The organism is Streptomyces gamaensis (assembly GCF_042656465.1).
In the GTDB taxonomy this organism is placed as follows: domain Bacteria; phylum Actinomycetota; class Actinomycetes; order Streptomycetales; family Streptomycetaceae; genus Streptomyces; species Streptomyces gamaensis.
Map to the genome: position 1 here is coordinate 186,366 of NZ_JBHSPB010000002.1, position 19,660 is coordinate 206,025.

15 protein-coding genes are annotated in these 19,660 nt (G+C 72.9%); 6 read left to right on the forward strand and 9 right to left on the reverse strand.

Annotation, left to right across the window (positions count from 1 at the left end):
* Positions 1-33: 33 nt before the first annotated feature.
* Entirely contained in the window at positions 34-591 is a 558-nt protein-coding gene (locus ACFP1Z_RS03525; RefSeq protein WP_390314290.1) for an isochorismatase family protein, read from the forward strand.
* A 12-nt stretch (positions 592-603) separates the two neighbouring features.
* On the opposite strand, the gene ACFP1Z_RS03530 is transcribed toward ACFP1Z_RS03525, so the two are convergent.
* The gene (locus ACFP1Z_RS03530; RefSeq protein ID WP_390314291.1) at positions 604-1,659 is read right to left on the reverse strand and encodes a lipoate--protein ligase family protein; all 1,056 of its coding nucleotides are present in this window, start codon (positions 1,657-1,659) and stop codon (positions 604-606) included.
* Positions 1,660-1,841: 182 nt separating this feature from the next.
* On the opposite strand from ACFP1Z_RS03530, the gene ACFP1Z_RS03535 reads away from it, so the two are divergent.
* The 4 genes from ACFP1Z_RS03535 (at position 1,842) to ACFP1Z_RS03550 (ending at position 7,979) form a co-directional block, all read left to right on the forward strand.
* Positions 1,842-3,602, forward strand: coding sequence for a gamma-glutamyltransferase family protein (locus ACFP1Z_RS03535; protein ID WP_390314292.1), 1,761 nt, complete (start codon positions 1,842-1,844; stop codon positions 3,600-3,602).
* Positions 3,603-3,686: 84 nt separating this feature from the next.
* The gene (locus ACFP1Z_RS03540) at positions 3,687-4,520 is read left to right on the forward strand and encodes an inositol monophosphatase family protein (protein ID WP_390314294.1); all 834 of its coding nucleotides are present in this window, start codon (positions 3,687-3,689) and stop codon (positions 4,518-4,520) included.
* 24 nt (positions 4,521-4,544) lie between these two features.
* Complete coding sequence (locus ACFP1Z_RS03545; protein ID WP_390314296.1) at positions 4,545-5,960, forward strand: phytoene desaturase family protein; 1,416 nt, start codon at positions 4,545-4,547, stop codon at positions 5,958-5,960.
* A 1,881-nt stretch (positions 5,961-7,841) separates the two neighbouring features.
* A complete protein-coding gene (locus tag ACFP1Z_RS03550; protein WP_390314297.1) occupies positions 7,842-7,979 on the forward strand; it encodes a hypothetical protein in 138 nt (45 codons plus the stop codon).
* A gap of 616 nt (positions 7,980-8,595) precedes the next feature.
* Here the strand turns inward: ACFP1Z_RS03550 and ACFP1Z_RS03555 are convergent.
* Positions 8,596-10,326 (reverse strand): BCCT family transporter, encoded by a 1,731-nt coding sequence (locus tag ACFP1Z_RS03555; protein WP_390314299.1) that lies wholly within the window; start codon positions 10,324-10,326, stop codon positions 8,596-8,598.
* A 178-nt stretch (positions 10,327-10,504) separates the two neighbouring features.
* Here ACFP1Z_RS03555 and ACFP1Z_RS03560 point away from each other — a divergent pair, with 178 nt between their 5' ends.
* On the forward strand, positions 10,505-11,707 hold the full coding sequence (locus ACFP1Z_RS03560; protein ID WP_390314301.1) for a glycerate kinase: 1,203 nt from the start codon (positions 10,505-10,507) through the stop codon (positions 11,705-11,707).
* A 144-nt stretch (positions 11,708-11,851) separates the two neighbouring features.
* Here ACFP1Z_RS03560 and pssA read toward each other — a convergent pair whose 3' ends face one another.
* From pssA to ccrA, 7 genes are all read right to left on the reverse strand, one after another.
* Complete coding sequence (pssA, locus tag ACFP1Z_RS03565) at positions 11,852-12,703, reverse strand: CDP-diacylglycerol--serine O-phosphatidyltransferase (RefSeq protein ID WP_390314302.1); 852 nt, start codon at positions 12,701-12,703, stop codon at positions 11,852-11,854.
* Positions 12,690-13,346 (reverse strand): phosphatidylserine decarboxylase, encoded by a 657-nt coding sequence (locus tag ACFP1Z_RS03570; protein ID WP_390314304.1) that lies wholly within the window; start codon positions 13,344-13,346, stop codon positions 12,690-12,692. Before ACFP1Z_RS03570 ends, pssA begins: the two co-directional genes overlap by 14 nt.
* 171 nt (positions 13,347-13,517) lie before the next feature.
* Positions 13,518-14,723: an acyl-CoA dehydrogenase family protein gene (locus tag ACFP1Z_RS03575; protein ID WP_390314306.1), complete on the reverse strand. Its 1,206-nt coding sequence runs from the start codon at positions 14,721-14,723 to the stop codon at positions 13,518-13,520.
* 4 nt (positions 14,724-14,727) lie between these two features.
* Complete coding sequence (locus tag ACFP1Z_RS03580) at positions 14,728-15,240, reverse strand: MaoC family dehydratase (RefSeq protein WP_390314308.1); 513 nt, start codon at positions 15,238-15,240, stop codon at positions 14,728-14,730.
* A gap of 3 nt (positions 15,241-15,243) precedes the next feature.
* Complete coding sequence (locus ACFP1Z_RS03585) at positions 15,244-16,221, reverse strand: HpcH/HpaI aldolase/citrate lyase family protein (protein ID WP_390314309.1); 978 nt, start codon at positions 16,219-16,221, stop codon at positions 15,244-15,246.
* Positions 16,218-18,230: a protein meaA gene (locus ACFP1Z_RS03590; protein ID WP_390314310.1), complete on the reverse strand. Its 2,013-nt coding sequence runs from the start codon at positions 18,228-18,230 to the stop codon at positions 16,218-16,220. Before ACFP1Z_RS03590 ends, ACFP1Z_RS03585 begins: the two co-directional genes overlap by 4 nt.
* Positions 18,227-19,603 (reverse strand): crotonyl-CoA carboxylase/reductase, encoded by a 1,377-nt coding sequence (gene ccrA, locus ACFP1Z_RS03595; protein ID WP_390314312.1) that lies wholly within the window; start codon positions 19,601-19,603, stop codon positions 18,227-18,229. The genes ACFP1Z_RS03590 and ccrA overlap by 4 nt, the downstream gene beginning before the upstream one ends.
* Positions 19,604-19,660 lie beyond the last annotated feature (57 nt).

Genomic DNA, 19,660 nt, shown 5'->3' on the forward strand with positions numbered 1-19,660 from the left:
CCTTATCGCCCTTCCTGAACCAAGGAGTTGACCATGCCCGCCACGACGCTCGACCCGCGGACCGCCCTCGTCCTCGTCGACCTGCAGAAGGGGATCCTCGCCCTGCCCTCGGCGGTCCACCCCGCCGACGACGTCCTGCGGCGCGGCGCGCGGCTCGCCGCCGCCTGGCGCGAGCGCGGACTGCCGGTCGTGCTCGTCCGCGTCGCCGGCAGCGCGCCGGGCCGTTGCGAGGCGCCGCCGCGCGGCGGCGCGCCCGCCCCCGACTTCGCCGACCTGGCACCCGAACTCGACCGCAGGGAAGGCGACATCGTCGTCACCAAGCACACCTGGGGCGCCTTCCACGGCACCGACCTGGACCTGCAACTCCGCCGCCGGGGCGTCACCCAGGTCGTGCTCGCGGGTATCGCGACGAGCGCCGGTGTGGAGTCCACGGCCCGGGCCGCCCACGAACACGGCTACCACGTGACGGTGGTGACCGACGCGGTCACCGACCCGGATGCGCAGGCCCACCGCGTCGCCGTCGAGGTGATCTTCCCGCGTCTCGCCGAGACCGACACCACGGACAACGTCCTCGCACTGCTGGAGCGGTAGGCCCACCGCCCCCTACGGCACCCGCGCCGTCCACTCCCGCGAGGAGAACTTCGTCGCCGCCAGTTCCTCGGCCCGCGCCAACTCCTCCTCGGTGACGGCGCCTTCCGCCAGCCCGTACCGCGCCCGGAACGTGGCGATCATCCGCTCGATGACGGCGTCGCGCGGCAGTCCGGTCTGCCGGCGCAGCGGATCGACGCGCTTCTTGGCGCTCTTGGTGCCCTTGTCGGACAGCTTCTCGCGGCCGATGCGCAGCACGTCGACCATTTTGTCGGCGTCGATGTCGTAGGCCATGGTCACGTGGTGCAGTACCGCGCCGTCGCCGGAGACGACGCGTTTCTGCGCCGCGCCCGCGATCTTCCCGGCCTCGGTCGCGATGTCGTTCAGCGGCTGGTACCAGGCCTTGACCCCCATGCCCTCCAGCGCGCCCAGCACCCAGTCGTCCAGGTAGGCGTAACTGTCGGCGAAGGACAGACCCTGTACGAGGGCGTCCGGCACGCACAGCGAGTACGTGATGGTGTTGCCGGGCTCGATGAACATGGCCCCGCCGCCGCTGATCCGGCGTACGACCGTCATGCCGTGCCGGGCGGCGCCCTCCGGGTCGACCTCGTTGCGCAGGGACTGGAAGCTGCCGATGACCACGGCCGGGGCGCCCCACTCCCACACGCGCAGGGTCGGCGGGCGGCGGCCGGCGGCGACCTCGGTGGTGAGGACCTCGTCGAGGGCCATGTGCAGGGCGGGGGACTGGGGGCCGTCGTGGATGAGCTGCCAGTCGTAGTGGTGCCAGTCGGTGGCGTTGGCGAGCGCGCGGCGGACGGCGATGCCGACGGCCTCGGAGGAGAAGCCGAACATCACGGTGCCCTCGGGCAGGGCCGCGTCGATACGGGCGGCGAGCTGCGGGGCGGTCATGTCGGCGGGAGCGCCCTCCAGGGCGCGGTCGATGTCGAGAAGCGCCTCGTCCGGTTCGAGGAAGAAGTCACCGGCGACCGTCACGTCGCGCAGCACCCCGTCCCGGACGTCGAGGTCCACGACGACGAGCTTGCCGCCCGGCACCTTGTACTCACCGTGCACGGCGCATCCTCCTGCTTGCTTCCTGCTTGTTTCCCCGGGCCGGCCCACGCGGCCGACCGCCGCGTCAACCGTATCTCTGTCCTTGCTGGGCACGTCTGTCGCACTGTGTCCGCTGGGACTCGGCCTGCCCGTACACCACGGCGGTATTGCGCAGTGGCTGCCGGCCTGTCTTCCTGGAAGGCATGTTCACGACACGGCCCACCCTCCAGGGCACCTTCGGCATGGTCTCCACCACCCACTGGCTGGCCTCGCAGTCCGCGATGGCCGTCCTGGAGAGCGGTGGCAACGCCTTCGACGCGGCCGTCGCGGCCGGGTTCGTGCTGCACGTCGCCGAGCCGCACCTGAACGGCCCGGGCGGTGAGGTGCCCGCCCTGCTCGCCCCGGCGGGCGGGCCCGTCCGCGTGCTGTGCGGGCAGGGCCCGGCACCCGCGGGTGCGAGCATCGAGCACTACACCGGGCTCGGTCTGGACGAGGTCCCCGGCTCCGGCCCCCTCGCGGCCGCCGTGCCCGGCGCGTTCGACGCCTGGATGCTGCTGCTGCGCGACCACGGCACCAAGCCGCTCGCCGACGTCCTGTCCTACGCGATCGGTTACGCGGAGGCCGGGCACGCCCCTGTGGAAGCGCTCGGCGAGGCCGTCGCGCAGGTGCGCGAGCTGTTCACCTCCGAGTGGCGGGCCTCCGCCGCGCTGTACCTGCCCGGCGGGCGCCCGCCCGAGCCCGGCCGGCTGTTCAGGAACCCGGCGCTCGCGGCCACTTGGCGTCGGCTGCTCAAGGAGTCCGGCGCGGCCGGCGGCAGCCGCGAGAGACGCATCGACGCCGCCAGACGCGTCTGGCGCGAGGGCTTCATCGCCGACGCGCTGCTGCGTACGGCCGCCTGCCCCGCGCGCGACACCTCCGGCGAGCGCCACGCCTCGACGCTCACCGGCGACGACCTCGTCGCCTACCGGGCCCGCTACGAGGAACCCGTCACCCACGACTGGCACGGCTGGACGGTCTGCAAGGCGGGCCCCTGGTCCCAGGGGCCCGTCCTGCTCCAGCAACTCGCCCTGCTGCCCGAGGAACTCGATATGGGCACCCCCGAGTACGTCCACACGGTCGTCGAGGGCAGCAAGCTCGCCTTCGCCGACCGCGAGGCGTGGTACGGCGACGCCGCCGAAGTCCCCCTGCGCGCCCTGCTCTCGCGGGAGTACAACGCCGCCCGCCGCACCCTGATCGGCGACACCGCCTCCGACGAGCTGCGGCCGGGCAGCCCCGAGGGCCGTACTCCCCGGCTGCCCGAGCACCCGGGGGCCGACAGGACCGTCGCACCGGGCACGGGCATGCCCTCCCTCGGCCCCGCGGACGGCGACACCTGCCACCTCGACATCGTCGACCGCTGGGGCAACATGATCTCCGCGACGCCCAGCGGCGGCTGGCTGCAGTCCAACCCCGTCGTCCCCGAACTCGGCTTCCCGCTCGGCACCCGGCTGCAGATGGCCTGGCTCGAACCCGGACTGCCCAACTCCCTGACGCCCGGCCGCCGTCCGCGCACCACCCTCACCCCGTCACTGGCCCTGCGCGGCGGAGAACCCGTGCTCGCCTTCGGCACCCCCGGCGGCGACCAACAGGACCAGTGGCAGCTGCACTTCTTCCTCGCGGCCGTCCTGCGCCCGCCCGTGCGCGGCGGGCTCGATCTGCAGGGCGCCATCGACGCCCCCAACTGGCACCACGAGTCCTTCCCCGGTTCCTTCCACCCCCACGCCGTCCACCCCGGCGCCCTCACCGTCGAATCGCGCCTCGGCGAGGCGGCGATCGAGGCACTGCGGCGGCGCGGGCACAAGGTCACCGTCGGCGGGCCGTGGTCGGAGGGACGGCTGTGCGCGGTGGCGCGCGATGCGGAGACCGGTCTGCTGTCCGCGGCCGCCAATCCGCGCGGAATGCAGGGATACGCCGTCGGACGGTGACATGCCGGACACTCTTCACCTTCCGGATGCCGGGCGTTCCCCCCGGCGCCGCCGGTTGTCGGTGCGGCGTGGTTCGATGGACCTATGATCGAGCAATTTCTCGCAGGTGATCTCGCGGACGTGGAGGAGGCGGTCCGCAAGGCGGCCGCCGCCGAGATCCTGCCGCGCTTCCGGCAGCTGGCCGCGCACGAGATCGTCGAGAAGAACGGCCCGCACGACCTCGTGACCGTCGCCGACCGGCTCGCGGAGGAACACCTCACGCGCTCGCTGTGCGCCCTGCTGCCCGGCTCCGTCGTCGTCGGCGAGGAGTCCGTGCACGCCGACCCCTCCCTCCTCGGGGCCCTGCACGGCGACGCGCCCGTATGGATCGTCGATCCGGTGGACGGCACCCGCCAGTTCGTGCACGGCGACCCCGGCTTCGCGACCCTGGTCGCCCTCGCCCACCGCGGCGAGCTCCTCGCCTCCTGGACGTACGCGCCGGCCCTGGACCTCATGGCCGTGGCCCGCCGCGGCGGGGGAGCGCGCCTGGACGGGGTGCCGCTGCGCTCGGGCCACCCCGAGCCCGGCGAGCCCCTCGAAGTGGCCATCTCCCACTACGACTTCACCAACGACGAGCAGAAGCGCGTCCTGGCCACGCTGCTGACCGACGGCGTCTCCCCGCGCCCCTGCGGCTCCGCCGGGCTCGAATACCTGCATGTGGCGCAGGGCTCGATAGCCGCCGTGGCCTTCTCCTGGGAGAATCCCTGGGACCACGCGGCCGGTCTGCTGCTCGTCCACGAGGCGGGCGGCGCGAGCGGCACCGTCGCGGGCGAGCCCTTCCGGGTCACCGGCGGCAACGCCCTGCCGTTCAGCGCCGCGCGGGACGAGGCCACGCTGCGGCATATCCTTGGCCTGCTGGCGTCCGCCGGCCGACCCTGAGGGACCGAGGGGAGTTGCGCTGTCGTGCCCACCCTGCTCGACGCGGTCGTCGTAGGTGCCGGGCCGAACGGGCTCACCGCGGCGGTCGAACTGGCCCGCCGCGGACTGGCGGTCGAGGTGTTCGAGGCCGCTGACACCATCGGCGGCGGCGCGCGCACCGAGGAGCTGACCCTCCCCGGCTTCCGGCACGACCCCTGCTCCGCCGTCCACCCGCTCGCGGCGGGCTCGCCCGCGTTCACCAGGATGCCGCTGGCCCGGCACGGCCTGCGCTGGCTGCACCCCGAGCTGCCCATGGCGCACCCCTTCCCCGACGGCACGGCGGCGGTCCTCTCGCACAGCGTCGCCGAGACTGCCCTCTCGCTCGGGCCGCGCGACGCCGGGGCGTACCGGCGGCTCGTCGCGCCCTTCCGCGGCCGCTGGGACGAGATCGCCGCCGACTTCCTGCGCACCCAGTGGGACGGCCCGCCGCGCTCCCCCTGGCTCTACGCGCGTTTCGGGGCCGTCGCCGCCCAGCCCGCCGCCCTGCTCGCCCGCCGCTTCACCGGCGACAAGGCCCGCGGCCTGCTCGCCGGGCTCGCCGCGCACGGCATCGCCCCGCTCACCGGCTTCGGCACCGGCGGCATGGCACTGCTCTTCGCGCTCGCCGCGCACGCGGGCGGCTGGCCCGTCCCGCGCGGCGGTTCGCAGGCGATCGCCGACGCCCTCGGCTCGTACCTGCGCGAACAGGGCGGCGTCGTGCACACCGGCCGCACGGTCAAGCGCCTGGACGAACTGCCGCCCGCCCGGGCCTATGTCTTCGACACCTCGCCGACCGCGCTGGCCCGGATCGCCGGGCTCGGCAACGCCTACCACGGCTTCCCCTACGGCCCCGCCGTCTTCAAGGTCGACTACGCGCTCGACGGCCCCGTGCCGTGGCGGGCCCCGCAGGCCCGCCGGGCCGGCACGGTCCACCTCGGCCCCACCTACGGGGAGATCGACGCCGCGCTCGGCGCCGCGCTGAGCGGAGCGGACCCCTCCGTCCCCTTCCTGATCACCGCGCAGCCCAGCCTCCTGGACCCCTCGCGCGCCCCGGAGGGCAAGCACACGTTCTGGGCGTACGCGCATGTGCCGCGCGGCTGGGAGGGCGACGCCACCGAGGTGGTGGAGCGTCAGATCGAGCGGTTCGCGCCCGGTTTCCGCGACCTCGTGCTGGCCCGCGCCGTGGCCGGCCCGGCCGAACTCGCCGCGCGCAACGCCAACTACGTGGGCGGCGACATCGCCACCGGCTCCGTCGCGGGCCTGCGGCTGCTGATCCGGCCCAGGCTCGCGCGCGTCCCGTATGCCACGGCGCACCCGGCCGTCTTCCTGTGCTCGTCGGCCACACCGCCCGGCCCGGGGGTCCACGGCATGTGCGGCCACTACGCCGCGAAGGCCGTGTGGCGGCGGCTGAGCGGCCGCTGACCGGCTTCGTCCTGCTTCGTCGGCCCGTACCGGCCGGACTGCCCACTGGGTCGATTGGGGTATTTGTCGATATATGCCGGTTCTGTCCGGCTGTCCGGAAGACGGCCCGCGACCGGCCCGGGAGCGCTCCGGCGCACGCTGTCCGGCCCTCACCTCTCGGGTAAATCACCTGGTCGGCAGGTGTGTTGTGGTGCGGCCTCCCTCTGCGGAGTGATGCGGCGGCGTCATCCGGCGGCACGTCCCGGCCCGCCTCGGTACGGCGCTCTCATGCCTGTGTTGCTGTGCAGCTCTCGGGTTCCTGAGAGTGAAGGGAGCGATATGTCGCTTTTTGAGAGGCGGAGTGCGGCCTTCGTGGCAGGCCGGGGTGCCGCGAGTCTGGGAGTGGCGTTCGGGCTGTGCGCCTCGGTGGGTTCCGCCGCGCTCGCGGGCGGCGGGGGCGACGGGGTGCCCGGCAGAGTGGTCTCGCGCACCGGGCAGAACGTGCGCAACGGTCCCTCCACGCACGCGGCGATCGTCGGCAGCCGGGGGCCGGGGGAACGGGTGCGCATCGGATGCAAGGTCCACGGTGAGAACGTGCGCGGCAACGACCTGTGGTACCGGCTCGCCGACAGCCGTGGCTGGCTGAGCGCGCACTATGTGGACAACTACGGGCAGGTGCCCTTCTGCCGGGACCGGGGCCAGGAGATGTCACAGCGTCCCGGCAGGGACCCGGCCGGCAGGCCCGGACCGCCGGGTCCGCGAGGGCCGAGGGGCGAGAGGGGCCCGAGAGGAGAGCGGGGCCCCATCGGCCCCCAGGGGAATCCCGGTGAGCGCGGGCCCGCGGGCCCCGCCGGGCCGAAGGGCGACCCGGGGGATCAGGCCGACGCGCCTCCCGGGCCGCCGGGGCCCGCCGGTCCCGGAGGACCCAAGGGGGACAGGGGCGACCCCGGCCCGGCAGGTCCGCCCGGGCCGCCAGGACCGGCGGGTGCCCCCGCCGATCCGGTCCCGGGCCCGCCCGGTCCCCCCGGCCCCCAGGGTGACCGAGGGGATCCCGGGCCGAGGGGCCCGGCCGGTCCGAAGGGCGCTCCGGGGAACACGGGCCCGGCGGGCAGACCGGGCGATCGGGGCCCCGGCGGCCCGCCCGGTCCGCAAGGTGAACCCGGTCCCGCCGGGCCGCCGGGAGCGGACGGCTCCGCGGGGCCGCCCGGTCCGCCTGGTCCGTCCGGTCCGGCAGGGTCGGCGGGACCGGCGGGGCCCAAGGGAGACAAGGGCGACAAAGGGGATTCGGGCTCCCGGGGGCCCGCCGGTCCTCCGGGACCCCGGGGTCCCGGAGGTGGCACCGGCCCTGCGGGTCCGCCCGGTCCCCCTGGACCGGCGGGTGCCCCCGCCGATCCGGTCCCGGGCCCGCCCGGTCCCCCCGGTCCCAAGGGTGATCCGGGTGTCGCCGGACCTCAGGGATCCGCAGGCCCCGTCGGCCCTGTCGGTCCCGCAGGCCCGTCCGGTCCTTCCGGCCCCGCGGGCCCGACCGGCCCCGAAGGTCCCGTCGGTCCTGCCGGGCCCGTGGGCCCGCAGGGAGATCGCGGCGACACCGGTCCCGTCGGCCCCGCCGGGCCCACGGGCCCCAGCGGCCCTGCGGGCCCCGCCGGTCCGACCGGTCCGATCGGCCCCCAGGGGCCTGCCGGTCCCACCGGCTCCCAGGGCGACCGGGGCCCCGCCGGCCCGCCCGGACCTCCCGGACCCGCCGGAGCGGGCGGAACCCCGCAGATCGTGCAGCAGGACTTCCCCATGGGCCCGCAGCAGTCGGGCAGGGGCCCGGAACAGCCCCCCGTGGGCCGGGTCCAACTGTTCAGAAGCCCCGCGTGTCCCAGCGGCACCCATGTCGTCAGCGGTGGCTGGCGGCAAATGGGCGCCTCGCCCCACGGGTTGCAGATGGTCGCCGAGTACGCCGATCCCACCGAGAACGTGTACGTCGTGGGCGTCGTGAACAACACCAGCCCCAGTGGGGTCAATCTGCGGGTGTACGGCGTCTGCCTGCGCTGACGAACACGCCCTGCCGACACGGCAGTTCGCGCCACGCCGAGCTCCCGGACCTCCGGTCCCGGAGCGACAGAGAGCGACCGTGCCGGAACCGGGTACTGCGCCGCCCGGTCCCGGCACGGTCTTGCCACGCCCGAACGCCCGTGGAACGGCCGTCGGGCGACGGCGCCGTGCGGGCCGGCCTGTCGGCCGGGGGTGTCGCGCTTGCCCGTCTTGTGGGGCGGCCGCCGGGCGGCGGTGTCGTACGTGTGGCCGGGTCGCGTCGGGCGGTGTGCGGGTCGGCCCGTCGGCCGGAGTGTCGCGCTTGCCCGTCTTGTGGGGCGGCCGCCGGGCGGAGGCGTGCGCGTGGCCGGGGGTGGTCCGAGGCGGTGGTTGTGGCGCGGTCGTGTCGGGTGGTGTGCGGGTCGGCCCGTCGGCCGGGGGTGTCGCGTTCGCCCCTCTCACGGAGCGGCCGCCGGCGCGGTCCGAGCCGGCGGGACGGCGGTCCGGCGTGGTGGCTGTGGCAGGGGAGGGCGGTGCGCCCGGGGATCCGTTTCGTGGTGCGGCCGCCGGACGGCGGCACCGCTCCGTGCCGTACCCGTACAGCCGGAACCGTCCGCGTACGCCCTGGCCCGTGACGTCAGCCCTGTGGGCCGGAGCCCGGGCGCCCCTCGCTCTCCTCGCGTTCGCGGACGCTGTCGGCGACCCGGCGCAGCCGGTGGTGGCGTACCGGGCCCTGCTCGGTGAGGGCCTCCCCGACCATCGTCCGCAGTGCGTCCCGCAGCCCGTGCAGCGCGTGGTGGCGGGCCGGGCCCGCGCCCGGGTCCTCGCGCAGTTCCCTCAGCAACGACCAGCACAGCGCCAGCATCACCAGGACGAACGGCAGCGCCACCAGGATCGTCGCCGACTGCAGCGACTGCAGCCCCCCGGCCACCAGCAGCACCGCCGCGACCGTCGCCATCAGCACCCCCCACGTCACCACCAGCCACGTGCGCGGGTGCAGTGCGCCCCGGCTGGAGAGCGAACCCATCACCAGCGACGCCGAGTCGGCGCTCGTGATGAAGTACGTCATCACCAGCAGCATCGCGATCCACGCGGTCACCACGTCCAGCGGCAGCGTCTCCAGCAACGCGAACAGGCTTGCCTCCGCGCCCTGTTTGACCGTCCCGGCCATGTCCGCGGCCCCGGTCATGTCCAGGCGCAGCGCGCTGCCGCCCATCACGCAGAACCACACCACCGTCGCCCCGCTCGGTACGAGCAGCACCCCGACCAGGAACTGCCGGATCGTACGGCCCCGCGAGATCCGGGCGATGAACGTGCCCACGAACGGGGCCCACGACAGCCACCACGCCCAGTAGAAGACCGTCCACGCCCCCAGCCACTTGGCGTCCGTGAACGCCCCCGTGCGCGTGGCCAGGAGCAGCAGGTCGTGCAGGTAGCTGCCGGTGGCCGACGGGATGGTGTTGAGGATGAAGACCGTCGGCCCGAGGACGAAGACGAACGCCGCGAGGGCCGCGGCCAGCGCGATGTTGAGCGTGCTCAGCCACTTCACGCCCCTGTGCAGCCCGGAGAACGCCGACAGCACGAACGCGGCCGACAGCGCGGCGATGATGATCAGCTCCAGGGAGCGCGAATCCCGCACGCCGGTGGTGAGGTTGAGGCCCTTGGACACTTGCAGCGCGCCCAGGCCCAGGCTCGTCGCCGTGCCGAAGACCGTCGCGAAGACGGCCAGCAGGTCGATGGCCCGGCCCGGCCAGCCCGCCGCCCGCTCCTCGCCGAGCAGCGGCACGAACACCGAACTCAGCCTGTTGCCGCGGCCCTTGCGGAAGCCGGCGTAGGCCAGGGCGAGCCCCGCCATGCCGTAGATCGCCCACGGGTGCAGCGTCCAGTGGAAGAACGAGTACTCCAGGGCCGTACGCGCCGCGGCGGGCGTGTTCGCGGTCACCCCGCTGCCGGGCGGCGGGGTGACGAAGTGCAGCAGCGGCTCGCCGACGCCGTAGAACATCAAACCGATGCCCATGCCGGCGCTGAACATCATCGCGATCCACGCCAGATCGCCGAACTCCGGGTCGTCGTCGTCCCGGCCCAGCCGCACCCGGCCGAAGCGGCTGACCGCGATCACCACGCACAGGACGAGGAAGACATCGGCGCCGATCACGAAGAGCCAGCCGAAGTTCGACAGCACCCAGCCCAGGGCGGTCCGCGAGACGCGGTCGAAGGAGTGCTTGCCCAGCGCCGCCCAGGCGACCACCGCGAGCACGGCGATCCCGCCGATCGCGACGAGGGCCGTGTCCGGTGGCTCGCTGTCCGGCTCCCGCGACGGGCCGGAGGGGGCGGCCGGGTCGGGCGACTCGTGTGCGTCGGTGCTCATGACGCCCCACTATGGCCGGGATGCCCGCCTTTGGTGGGCCTGGCACGCCGCACCGCGACCGCCCGCGCGGCGGGCAGGACCCGCACGGGGCATGGGCAAGGCCCGCCCGCGCGGATAGGGTCACGGCTGCGCCGACGGGACGGTGCCGACGGGACGGCGGAGACGAGGGGGACGCGACATGACCGACCGGGCCGCGCGGGTGCTGATCGCCGCCGACAAGTTCAAGGGCTCGCTCACGGCCGCCGAGGTCGCCGCGCACCTCACCGCCGGGCTGCGGCGTGCCTCCCCGGACCTCGCGGTGACCGCGCTGCCCGTCGCCGACGGCGGCGACGGCACCGTCGACGCCGCCGTCGCGGCCGGCTTCGAACGCCGCACCCTGCGCGTGGCCGGGCCGCTCGGCGACCCCGTCACCGCCTCCTACGCCCTGCGCGGCCGCGACGGGCTCGCCGTCGTGGAGATGGCCGAGGCCTCGGGGCTGGGCAGGCTCCCCGAGGGCGTACGCGCGCCGCTGACCGCCGGCACCTTCGGCACCGGCGAACTGCTGCGGGCCGCCCTCGACGCCGGTGCCCGCAGCCTCGTCCTCGGGGTGGGCGGCAGCGCCTCGACGGACGGTGGCGCGGGCATGCTCAGCGCGCTGGGCGCCCGTTTCCTCGACCGTACGGGCGCGCCCGTACGGCCCGGGGGCGGCGGGCTCGCCGGCCTGGCCACCGCCGATCTCTCCGGCCTCGACCCGCGGCCGGCGGGCATCGAGGTGGTGCTCGCGAGCGATGTGGACAATCCGCTCACCGGGCCGATGGGTGCCGCCGCCGTGTACGGGCCGCAGAAGGGGGCTTCGCCGGAGGAGGTCGCGGTGCTCGACGCGGCGCTGGCCCGCTATGCCGAGGTCCTGGAGAAGGCGGTCGGGCCGCGTGCGGCGGAGTGCGTACGGGCGCCCGGGGCGGGGGCGGCCGGGGGCCTGGGCTACGGGGCGCTCGTCGGGCTCGGGGCGCGGTTCCGGTCCGGGATCGCGCTGATGCTGGACGTCCTGGGCTTCTCTGCCGCGCTGGAGCGGGCGGATCTGGTGATCACGGGGGAGGGAGCGCTGGACGCGCAGACGCTGCGGGGGAAGGCGGTGGCCGGCGTCGCCGGCGCCGCCCTGGAACGGGGGGTTCCGGTGGTCGCGGTGTGCGGGCGCCTGTCCCTGCCGAGGGAGTCGCTCGGGGCCGTGGGCATCGAGCGGGCCTACGCGCTCACGGATCTGGAGCCGGACGTTGAGCGGTGCGTGGCGGAGGCGGGGGCGCTGCTGGAGCGGGTGGGGGAGCGGATCGGGAAGGATCTGGGTCCGGGGACATCCGGCCGCTCCGAAGGCACCTCCCGGGGGTATCCCCTCCGGGGGAGGTAGCCGGGGGCCCTTGAGGAGCGGGTCGGGGACAGAGCCGCACCCGGGGGCGGTGGGCCCAGAACGGGGCGGTGGGCCCAGAACGGGGCGGTGGGGGGGGCCCGGACCGTCACGGTCCGGGCCACCCCGCTCGGGGTCATGCACGGCTTACGGCAACTGCGCGGCGCGCGCCTCGCGCCGGTTGTCACGGAAGGTGTTCACGCGGCGGGCGGTCGCGAAGAGGGGGATCACCGCGCCGAGGACGACCTGGAGGGCACAGCCGGTCTGGAGGAGGAGTTCCCCGCCGGGGGCGTCGAAGGCCCAGGCGGCGAGCAGGCCCATGCTGAGCACGATCCAGGTGAGCATGGCCACCGCGAGGCGGCCGCGCGGCTTGGGGTACTCGACGCGGCTGACCATCAGCCACGCCACCCCGAGGATCGCGAGCAGCGTCGGGAGGAAGGGCAGCTCCAGCAGCACGATGGAGATCACCGTGAGCGCGCCGAAGGGGCTCGGCATCCCCTGGAAGATGCCGTCGCGCATCGGCACGCAGGAGAAGCGGGCCAGCCGCAGGACGACGGCGAGGAGGACCACGATCGCGGCCACCACCGAGACCCGCTGGTGCGCGTCCTGGGCGACGACGCCCCAGACGACCACGAAGTAGGCCGGTGCCAGCCCGAAGCTGATCAGGTCCGAGAGGTTGTCGAGCTCCGCGCCCATGGCCGAGCTGCGCAGCTTGCGCGCCACGAGGCCGTCGAAGAGGTCGAAGACCGAGGCGAGCAGCATCAGTATCACCGCCGTGGCCGCGCTGTGGCGGGCCATGCCGCCGTCCTCGGTGCCCGTCAGATGCGGGATGAGGACGCCGGTGGTGGTGAAGTACACCGCCATGAAGCCGCAGATCGCGTTGCCCAGGGTGAGGGTGTCCGCTATCGACAGCCGGGTCGACAGCGGCATGTCGTCGCCCTCGTCGGCCTCCGCTTCGGGGACCCAGGCGGCCTGTGTGTCGGGATCAATCACGGTCAAGACGTGTCACCCCTGCCGTGGTGGTCTGGCCGACCTCGACCGCGGCCTCGACGCCCTCGGGCAGATAGATGTCGACGCGCGAGCCGAAGCGGATCAGTCCGATCCGCTCGCCCTGCTCCACCTTGGTGCCCTGCGGGACGTACGGGACGATGCGCCGGGCCACGGCCCCCGCGATCTGCACCATCTCGATGTCGCCGAGCTCGGTGTCGAAGTGCCAGACAACGCGCTCGTTGTTCTCGCTCTCCTTGTTGAAGGCCGGCACGAACCCACCGGGGACGTGCTCGACCGAGGTCACCGTGCCGGCCAGCGGGGCGCGGTTGACGTGGACGTTCAGCGGGCTCATGAAGATCGCGACGCGGGTGCGCCCGTCCTTCCAGGGCATGATGCTCTGCACCACGCCGTCGGCCGGGGAGAGGACCCGGCCCTGCGCGATCTCCCGTTCGGGGTCGCGGAAGAACCACAGCATGCCCGCCGCGAGGGCGGTGGTGGGCACGGCCAGCGCCGCCCAGCGCCCGGAGCGCCGGGCGCGGGTGAGGCTGACCGCCGCCGTGGCGACGGTCGGCAGGAGCCACGGCGACGCCCCGCGCGCGAGGCGTACGCCGAGGAGGCTGTCGCGTGGTGCAGAGGATGAGCTGTGGGGCATGGGTGACCTTCGTAGCGGAGGGTGCCGCGTAACGATTCGGGGGACGGCGGCTTTCCGGGGATGCTATCGGTTGCGGGCGGCAACTGGCCAAGCGCCAGGGCCAGTCACTGGCCGAAGAGCAAGGACAGGGTGTGATCCAGGTCTCGGTCGAACATCCCCAAACTGGGACATTTACCCCTGGAGTCGGTAGTCCTCCAGGAGTCGTCGGCCAATGATCATTTTCTGGATCTCGGCCGTGCCCTCCCCGATGAGGAGCATGGGGGCCTCGCGGTAGAGGCGCTCGATCTCGTACTCCTTGGAGAAGCCGTAGCCGCCGTGGATGCGGAAGGCGTCCTCGACCACCTCCTTGCAGTACTCGGCGGCGAGGTACTTGGCCATGCCGGCCTCCAGGTCGTTGCGCCGGCCCGAGTCCTTCTTGCGTGCCGCATTGACCATCATGGCATGGGCGGCCTCGACCTTTGTCCCCATTTCCGCAAGTTTGAACTGGATGGCCTGGTGGTGCGCGATGGGTTTGCCGAAGGTCCGCCGCTGCTGCGCATAGGCCACACCCAGCTCGAAGGCACGCTGCGCGACGCCGCAGCCACGCGCCGCGACATTGACCCGGCCCACCTCGACGCCGTCCATCATCTGGTAGAAACCGCGCCCGGTAACCCCGCCCAGCACGCGGCCGGCCGGCACCCGCAGCCCGTCCATGATCAGCTCGGTGGTGTCGACGCCCTTGTAGCCCATCTTCTCGATCTTGCCGGGGACCGTCAGCCCCGGCAGGACCTGCCCGAAACCGGGCTCCTTCTCGATCAGGAAGGTCGTCATCGACTTGTGCGGCGGCGTTCCCTCGGGGTGTCCCTCGTCGGTACGGCAGAGCACCGCGACGAGCGTGGACGAACCGCCGTTGGTCAGCCACATCTTCTGGCCGGTGAGCACGTACTCCCCGCCGTCCCGGACACCCTTGGACGTGATGGCCGACACATCCGAGCCCAGCCCCGGCTCCGACATCGAGAACGCGCCGCGCACCTCGCCCGTCGCCATCCTCGGCAGGAAGTGCTCCCGCTGCTCCGCCGTCCCGTGCTGCTTCAGCATGTAGGCGACGATGAAGTGCGTGTTGATGATGCCCGACACGCTCATCCAGCCGCGCGAGAGTTCCTCCACGCACAGCGCGTAGGTGAGCAGCGACTCGCCCAGCCCGCCGTACTCCTCGGGGATCATCAGGCCGAACAGGCCCAGTTCCTTCAGCCCGTCGACTATCTGCGCCGGGTATTCGTCGCGGTGCTCCAGCTCGTTCGCGACCGGCAGGATCTCCTTGTCGACGAACTCCCGGACCGTGGCGAGGATCTCCCGCTGCACATCGGTCAGTCCGTCGGTCTGAGCCAGACGCCCCATGCTCTCACTTCTCCTGTGCGATCGGCTCGGGGCGGCCCGGCTGCTCTCCGCCCCGCTTTTCGATGTACTCGGCGGTGGGGACCATCACCTTGCGGCGGAAGACGCACACCAGCGTCCCGTCCTGCTTGTAGCCCCTGGTCTCGACCTGGACAACCCCCCGGTCGCTCCTGGACTTCGAGGGCGTCTTGGCGAGCACCGTGGTCTCGCCGTAGATCGTGTCGCCGTGGAAGGTCGGCGCGACGTGCTTGAGCGACTCGACCTCCAGATTCGCGATCGCCTTTCCGGAGACATCGGGCACGGACATGCCCAGCAGCAGCGAATAGACGTAATTGCCGACCACCACGTTCCGCCCGAAGTCGGTGGTCCGCTCCGCGTAGTGGGAATCCAGGTGCAGCGGATGGTGGTTCATGGTCAGGAGACAGAAGAGGTGGTCGTCGTATTCGGTCACCGTCTTCCCCGGCCAGTGCTTGTACACCTCGCCGACGGTGAACTCCTCAAAAGTACGGCCGAACTGCACGGCTCACGCCTCCGGAATCTCGAACTTCGACGTACGGGTCATGCCCGCCGCCCGCCCCTTGCCGGCCACCACCAGCGCCATCTTGCGGCTCGCCTCGTCGATCATCTCGTCGCCGAGCATCGCCGAGCCCTTCATCCCGCCCGCCTCGGACGTGCAGTAGTCGTAGGCGTCGAGGATCAGCTCGGCGCGGTCGTAGTCCTCCTGCGAGGGCGAGAAGATCTCGTTGGCCAGCGCCACCTGGTCGGGGTGCAGGACCCACTTGCCGTCGAAGCCGAGCGCCGCCGAGCGCCGCGCGACCTCCCGGTAGCCGTCGGGGTTGCGGACCTGGAGGTACGGGCCGTCGATGGCCTGCAGGTCGTGGGCGCGCGCCGCCATCAGGATCCGCATCAGGATGTAGTGGTAGGCGTCCGCGCCGTAGCCGGGCGGCTGTTCGCCGACGACGAGGGACTTCATGTTGATGGACGCCATGAAGTCGGCCGGCCCGAAGACGATCGTCTCCAGCCGGGGCGAGGCCGCGGCGATGGCGTCCACGTTCACCAGGCCCTTGGCGTTCTCGATCTGCGCCTCGATGCCGATCCGGCCGACCTCGAAGCCCATCGTCCGCTCGATCTGCGTCAGCAGCAGGTCCAGGGCGGCGACCTGCTGGGCGTCCTGCACCTTGGGCAGCATGACGCAGTCCAGGTTCGGGCCCGCGCCCTCCACGACCGTGATCACGTCCCGGTAGGTCCAGTGCGTCGTCCAGTCGTTGACCCGCACCACGGTGGTCTTGCCGCTCCAGTCACCGTTGTTGAGCGCGTCGACCACCGTGTGCCGGGCCTTCTCCTTGAGCAGCGGCGCGCACGCGTCCTCCAGGTCCAGGAAGACCTGGTCGGCGGGCAGGCCCTGGGCCTTCTCCAGGAAGCGCGGGTTGCTGCCGGGCACCGCGAGGCACGAGCGGCGCGGGCGCAGGCGGTTGACGGCGGCGGCAGGGGTGCCGGTCATACGGGGACCTCCAGAGGGTCGAGGTGGTTCGCCTTGCGGATCTCGTCGACGATACGGCCGATGATCTCCGTGATACCGAAGTCCTTGGGGGTGAAGACGGCCGCGACGCCCGCCGAGCGCAGGGCGGCGGCGTCGGCGGACGGGATGATGCCGCCGACGATCACGGGCAGTTCGCCCGCCCCGGCGTCCCGCAGCCGCGCGAGCACGTCCGGCACCAGCGCCGTGTGCGAGCCGGAGAGGATCGACAGGCCCACGCAGTGCACGTCCTCGGCGACGGCGGCCGCCACGATCTCCTCCGGGGTCAGCCGGATGCCCTGGTAGACCACCTCCAGGCCCGCGTCGCGCGCCCGTACGGCGATCTGCTCGGCGCCGTTGGAGTGCCCGTCCAGGCCCGGCTTGCCGACCAGCAGCCGCAGCTTGCCGCAGCCGAGCTCGGCCGCGGTACGGGCCGCCTTCGCGCGGACCGAGGCGAGCGGCCCGCCGGGCTCCGCGGCGACCGCGACGGGCGCCCCGCTCACCCCGGTGGGCGCGCGGTACTCGCCGAAGACGTCGCGCAGCGCCCACGCCCACTCGCCGGTGGTCACCCCGGCCCGTACGCACTCCAGCGTGGCCGGCATCAGGTTCTGCGAGCCGGCCGCCGTCTTCTTCAGCTGCGAGAGCGCCTCCTGGGCGCGGACCTCGTCGCGGTTGTCGCGCCAGGAGTGCAGCGCGGCCACCACGCGCGCCTCGTCGGCCGGGTCGACGGTCATGATGGCCGTGTCCAGATCGGCGGTCAGCGGGCTGGGCTCGGTGGCCTCGTAGCAGTTGACGCCGACGATCCGCTCCTCGCCGGACTCGATCCGGGCCCGGCGCTCGGCGTGCGAGGCGACCAGCCGCGACTTCAGATAGCCGGACTCGACGGCCGCCATCACCCCGCCCATGTCCTCGATGCGCGCGATCTCCGTGAGGCAGTCGGCCACCAGGGCGTCCACCTTGGCCTCGATCACGTGCGAGCCGGCGAAGATGTCCTCGTACTCCAGCAGGTCGCTCTCGTGCGCGAGCACCTGCTGGATGCGCAGCGACCACTGCTGGTCCCACGGACGCGGCAGCCCCAACGCCTCGTTCCAGGCGGGAAGTTGAACGGCCCGGGCGCGGGCGTCCTTGGAGAGGGTGACGGCCAGCATCTCCAGCACGATGCGCTGGACGTTGTTCTCCGGCTGAGCCTCCGTCAGACCCAGGGAGTTGACCTGGACGCCGTAGCGGAAGCGGCGCTGCCTGGGGTCCTCGACGCCGTAGCGCTCGCGGGTGATCCGGTCCCAGATCCGGCCGAACGCCCGCAGCTTGCACATCTCCTCGACGAACCGGACGCCCGCGTTGACGAAGAAGGAGATACGGGCGACGACGGCGCCCCTGCGCTCCTCGGGGATCCGGCCGGAGGCGAACACCGCGTCGAGCACGGCGATCGCCGTGGCCATCGCGTAGGAGATCTCCTGAACCGGGGTGGCCCCCGCCTCCTGGAGGTGGTAGCTGCAGATGTTGATCGGGTTCCACTTCGGGATCGCGTTCACCGCATAGGTGATCATGTCGGTGGTCAGCCGCAGCGACGGGCCCGGCGGGAAGACGTGCGTCCCGCGCGAGAGGTACTCCTTGACGATGTCGTTCTGCGTCGTCCCCGACAACTCGGTGATGTCCGCGCCCTGTTCCTCCGCGACGACCTGATACATCGCCAGCAGCCACATCGCGGTGGCGTTGATGGTCATCGAGGTGTTCATCCGCTCCAGCGGAATCCCCTCGAACAGCCGCCGCATGTCCCCGAGATGGGCCACCGGCACCCCGACCCGCCCCACCTCGCCGCGGGCCAGGACGTGGTCGGGGTCGTAGCCCGTCTGCGTCGGCAGGTCGAAGGCGACCGAGAGCCCTGTCTGGCCCTTGGCGAGGTTGCGCCGGTACAGCGCGTTGGACGCCTCGGCCGTCGAGTGGCCCGCGTACGTCCGCATGAGCCAGGGGCGGTCCTTGTGACGCTCGCTCATGCCGCGGTCCTGCTGTCCCGGCGGGCCGGCTCCGCCGGGGCGTCGCGGAAGAGGTTGATGGCCGGCAGATGACGCTCCCTCAACTGAGGGTCGGTCACGCCCAGTCCTTCCCGTGGGGCCAGCGCGAGCACGCCCACCTTGCCGTGGTGGAGGTTGCGGTGGACGTCGTGGGCGGCCTGTCCGGCCGCCTCCAGGGGGTAGGTCCGCGACAGCGTCGGGTGGATCCTGCCCTTGGCGATCAGCCGGTTGGCCTCCCACGCCTCGCGGTAGTTGGCGAAGTGGGAGCCGATGATGCGCTTGAGGGACATCCACAGGTAGCGGTTGTCGAACTGGTGCTGGTAGCCGCTGGTGGAGGCGCAGGTGACGATGGTGCCGCCCCGGCGGGCGACGTAGACGGAGGCGCCGAAGGTCTCCCGGCCCGGGTGCTCGAAGACGATGTCGGGGTCCTCGCCGCCGGTCAGTTCGCGGATGCGGGAGCCGAAGCGCTTCCACTCGCGCGGGTCCTGGGTGTGCTCGTCCTTCCAGAACCGGTAGTTCTCGGCACTGCGGTCGATCACGGCCTCGGCGCCCATGCGGCGGCAGATCTCGGCCTTCTGCGGGGAGGAGACCACACAGACGGGGTTGGCGCCGCCGGCGAGCGCGAACTGTGTCGCGTACGAGCCGAGTCCGCCGCTCGCACCCCAGATCAGGACGTTGTCGCCCTGCTTCATCCCGGCACCGTTGCGGGAGACCAACTGCCGGTAGGCGGTGGAGTTCACCAGGCCCGGGCAGGCGGCCTCCTCCCACGTCAGGTGCGCGGGCTTGGGCATCAGCTGATTGGCCTTCACCAGCGCGAGCTCGGCCAGACCGCCGAAGTTGGTCTCGAAGCCCCAGATGCGCTGCTCGGGGTCGAGCATGGTGTCGTCGTGCCCGTCGGGGGACTCCAGTTCGACGGACAGGCAGTGGGCGACGACCTTGTCGCCGGGGTGCCAGGCGTTCACGCCCGGGCCGGTGCGCAGGACGACACCGGCGAGGTCGGAACCGATGACGTGGTAGGGCAGGTCGTGCCGGGCCGCGAGGGGGGACAGCCGGCCGTAGCGCTCCAGGAACCCGAAGGTCGGCATCGGCTCGAAGATCGATGTCCAGACCGAGTTGTAGTTCACCGAGCTGGCCATGACGGCCACCAGGGCTTCGCCGGGGCCGAGTTCGGGGGTCGCCACCTCCTCGACGTGCAGTGACTTGCGCGGGTCCTTCTCCCGGCTGGGCAGGCCGGCGAACATCCCGGCCTCGTCCTTGTGCACGGTGACCGCGCGGTACGACTCGGGGACGGGCAGGGCGGCGAAGTCCTCGCCCTTGGTGTCGGACGCCAGGATCGCGTCGCGTATCTGGTTCACGGTGGGGCCTCCGGCGAAGCGCGTGCGGAACGCTTGAGGGAACGTCGGGGGTGGAGC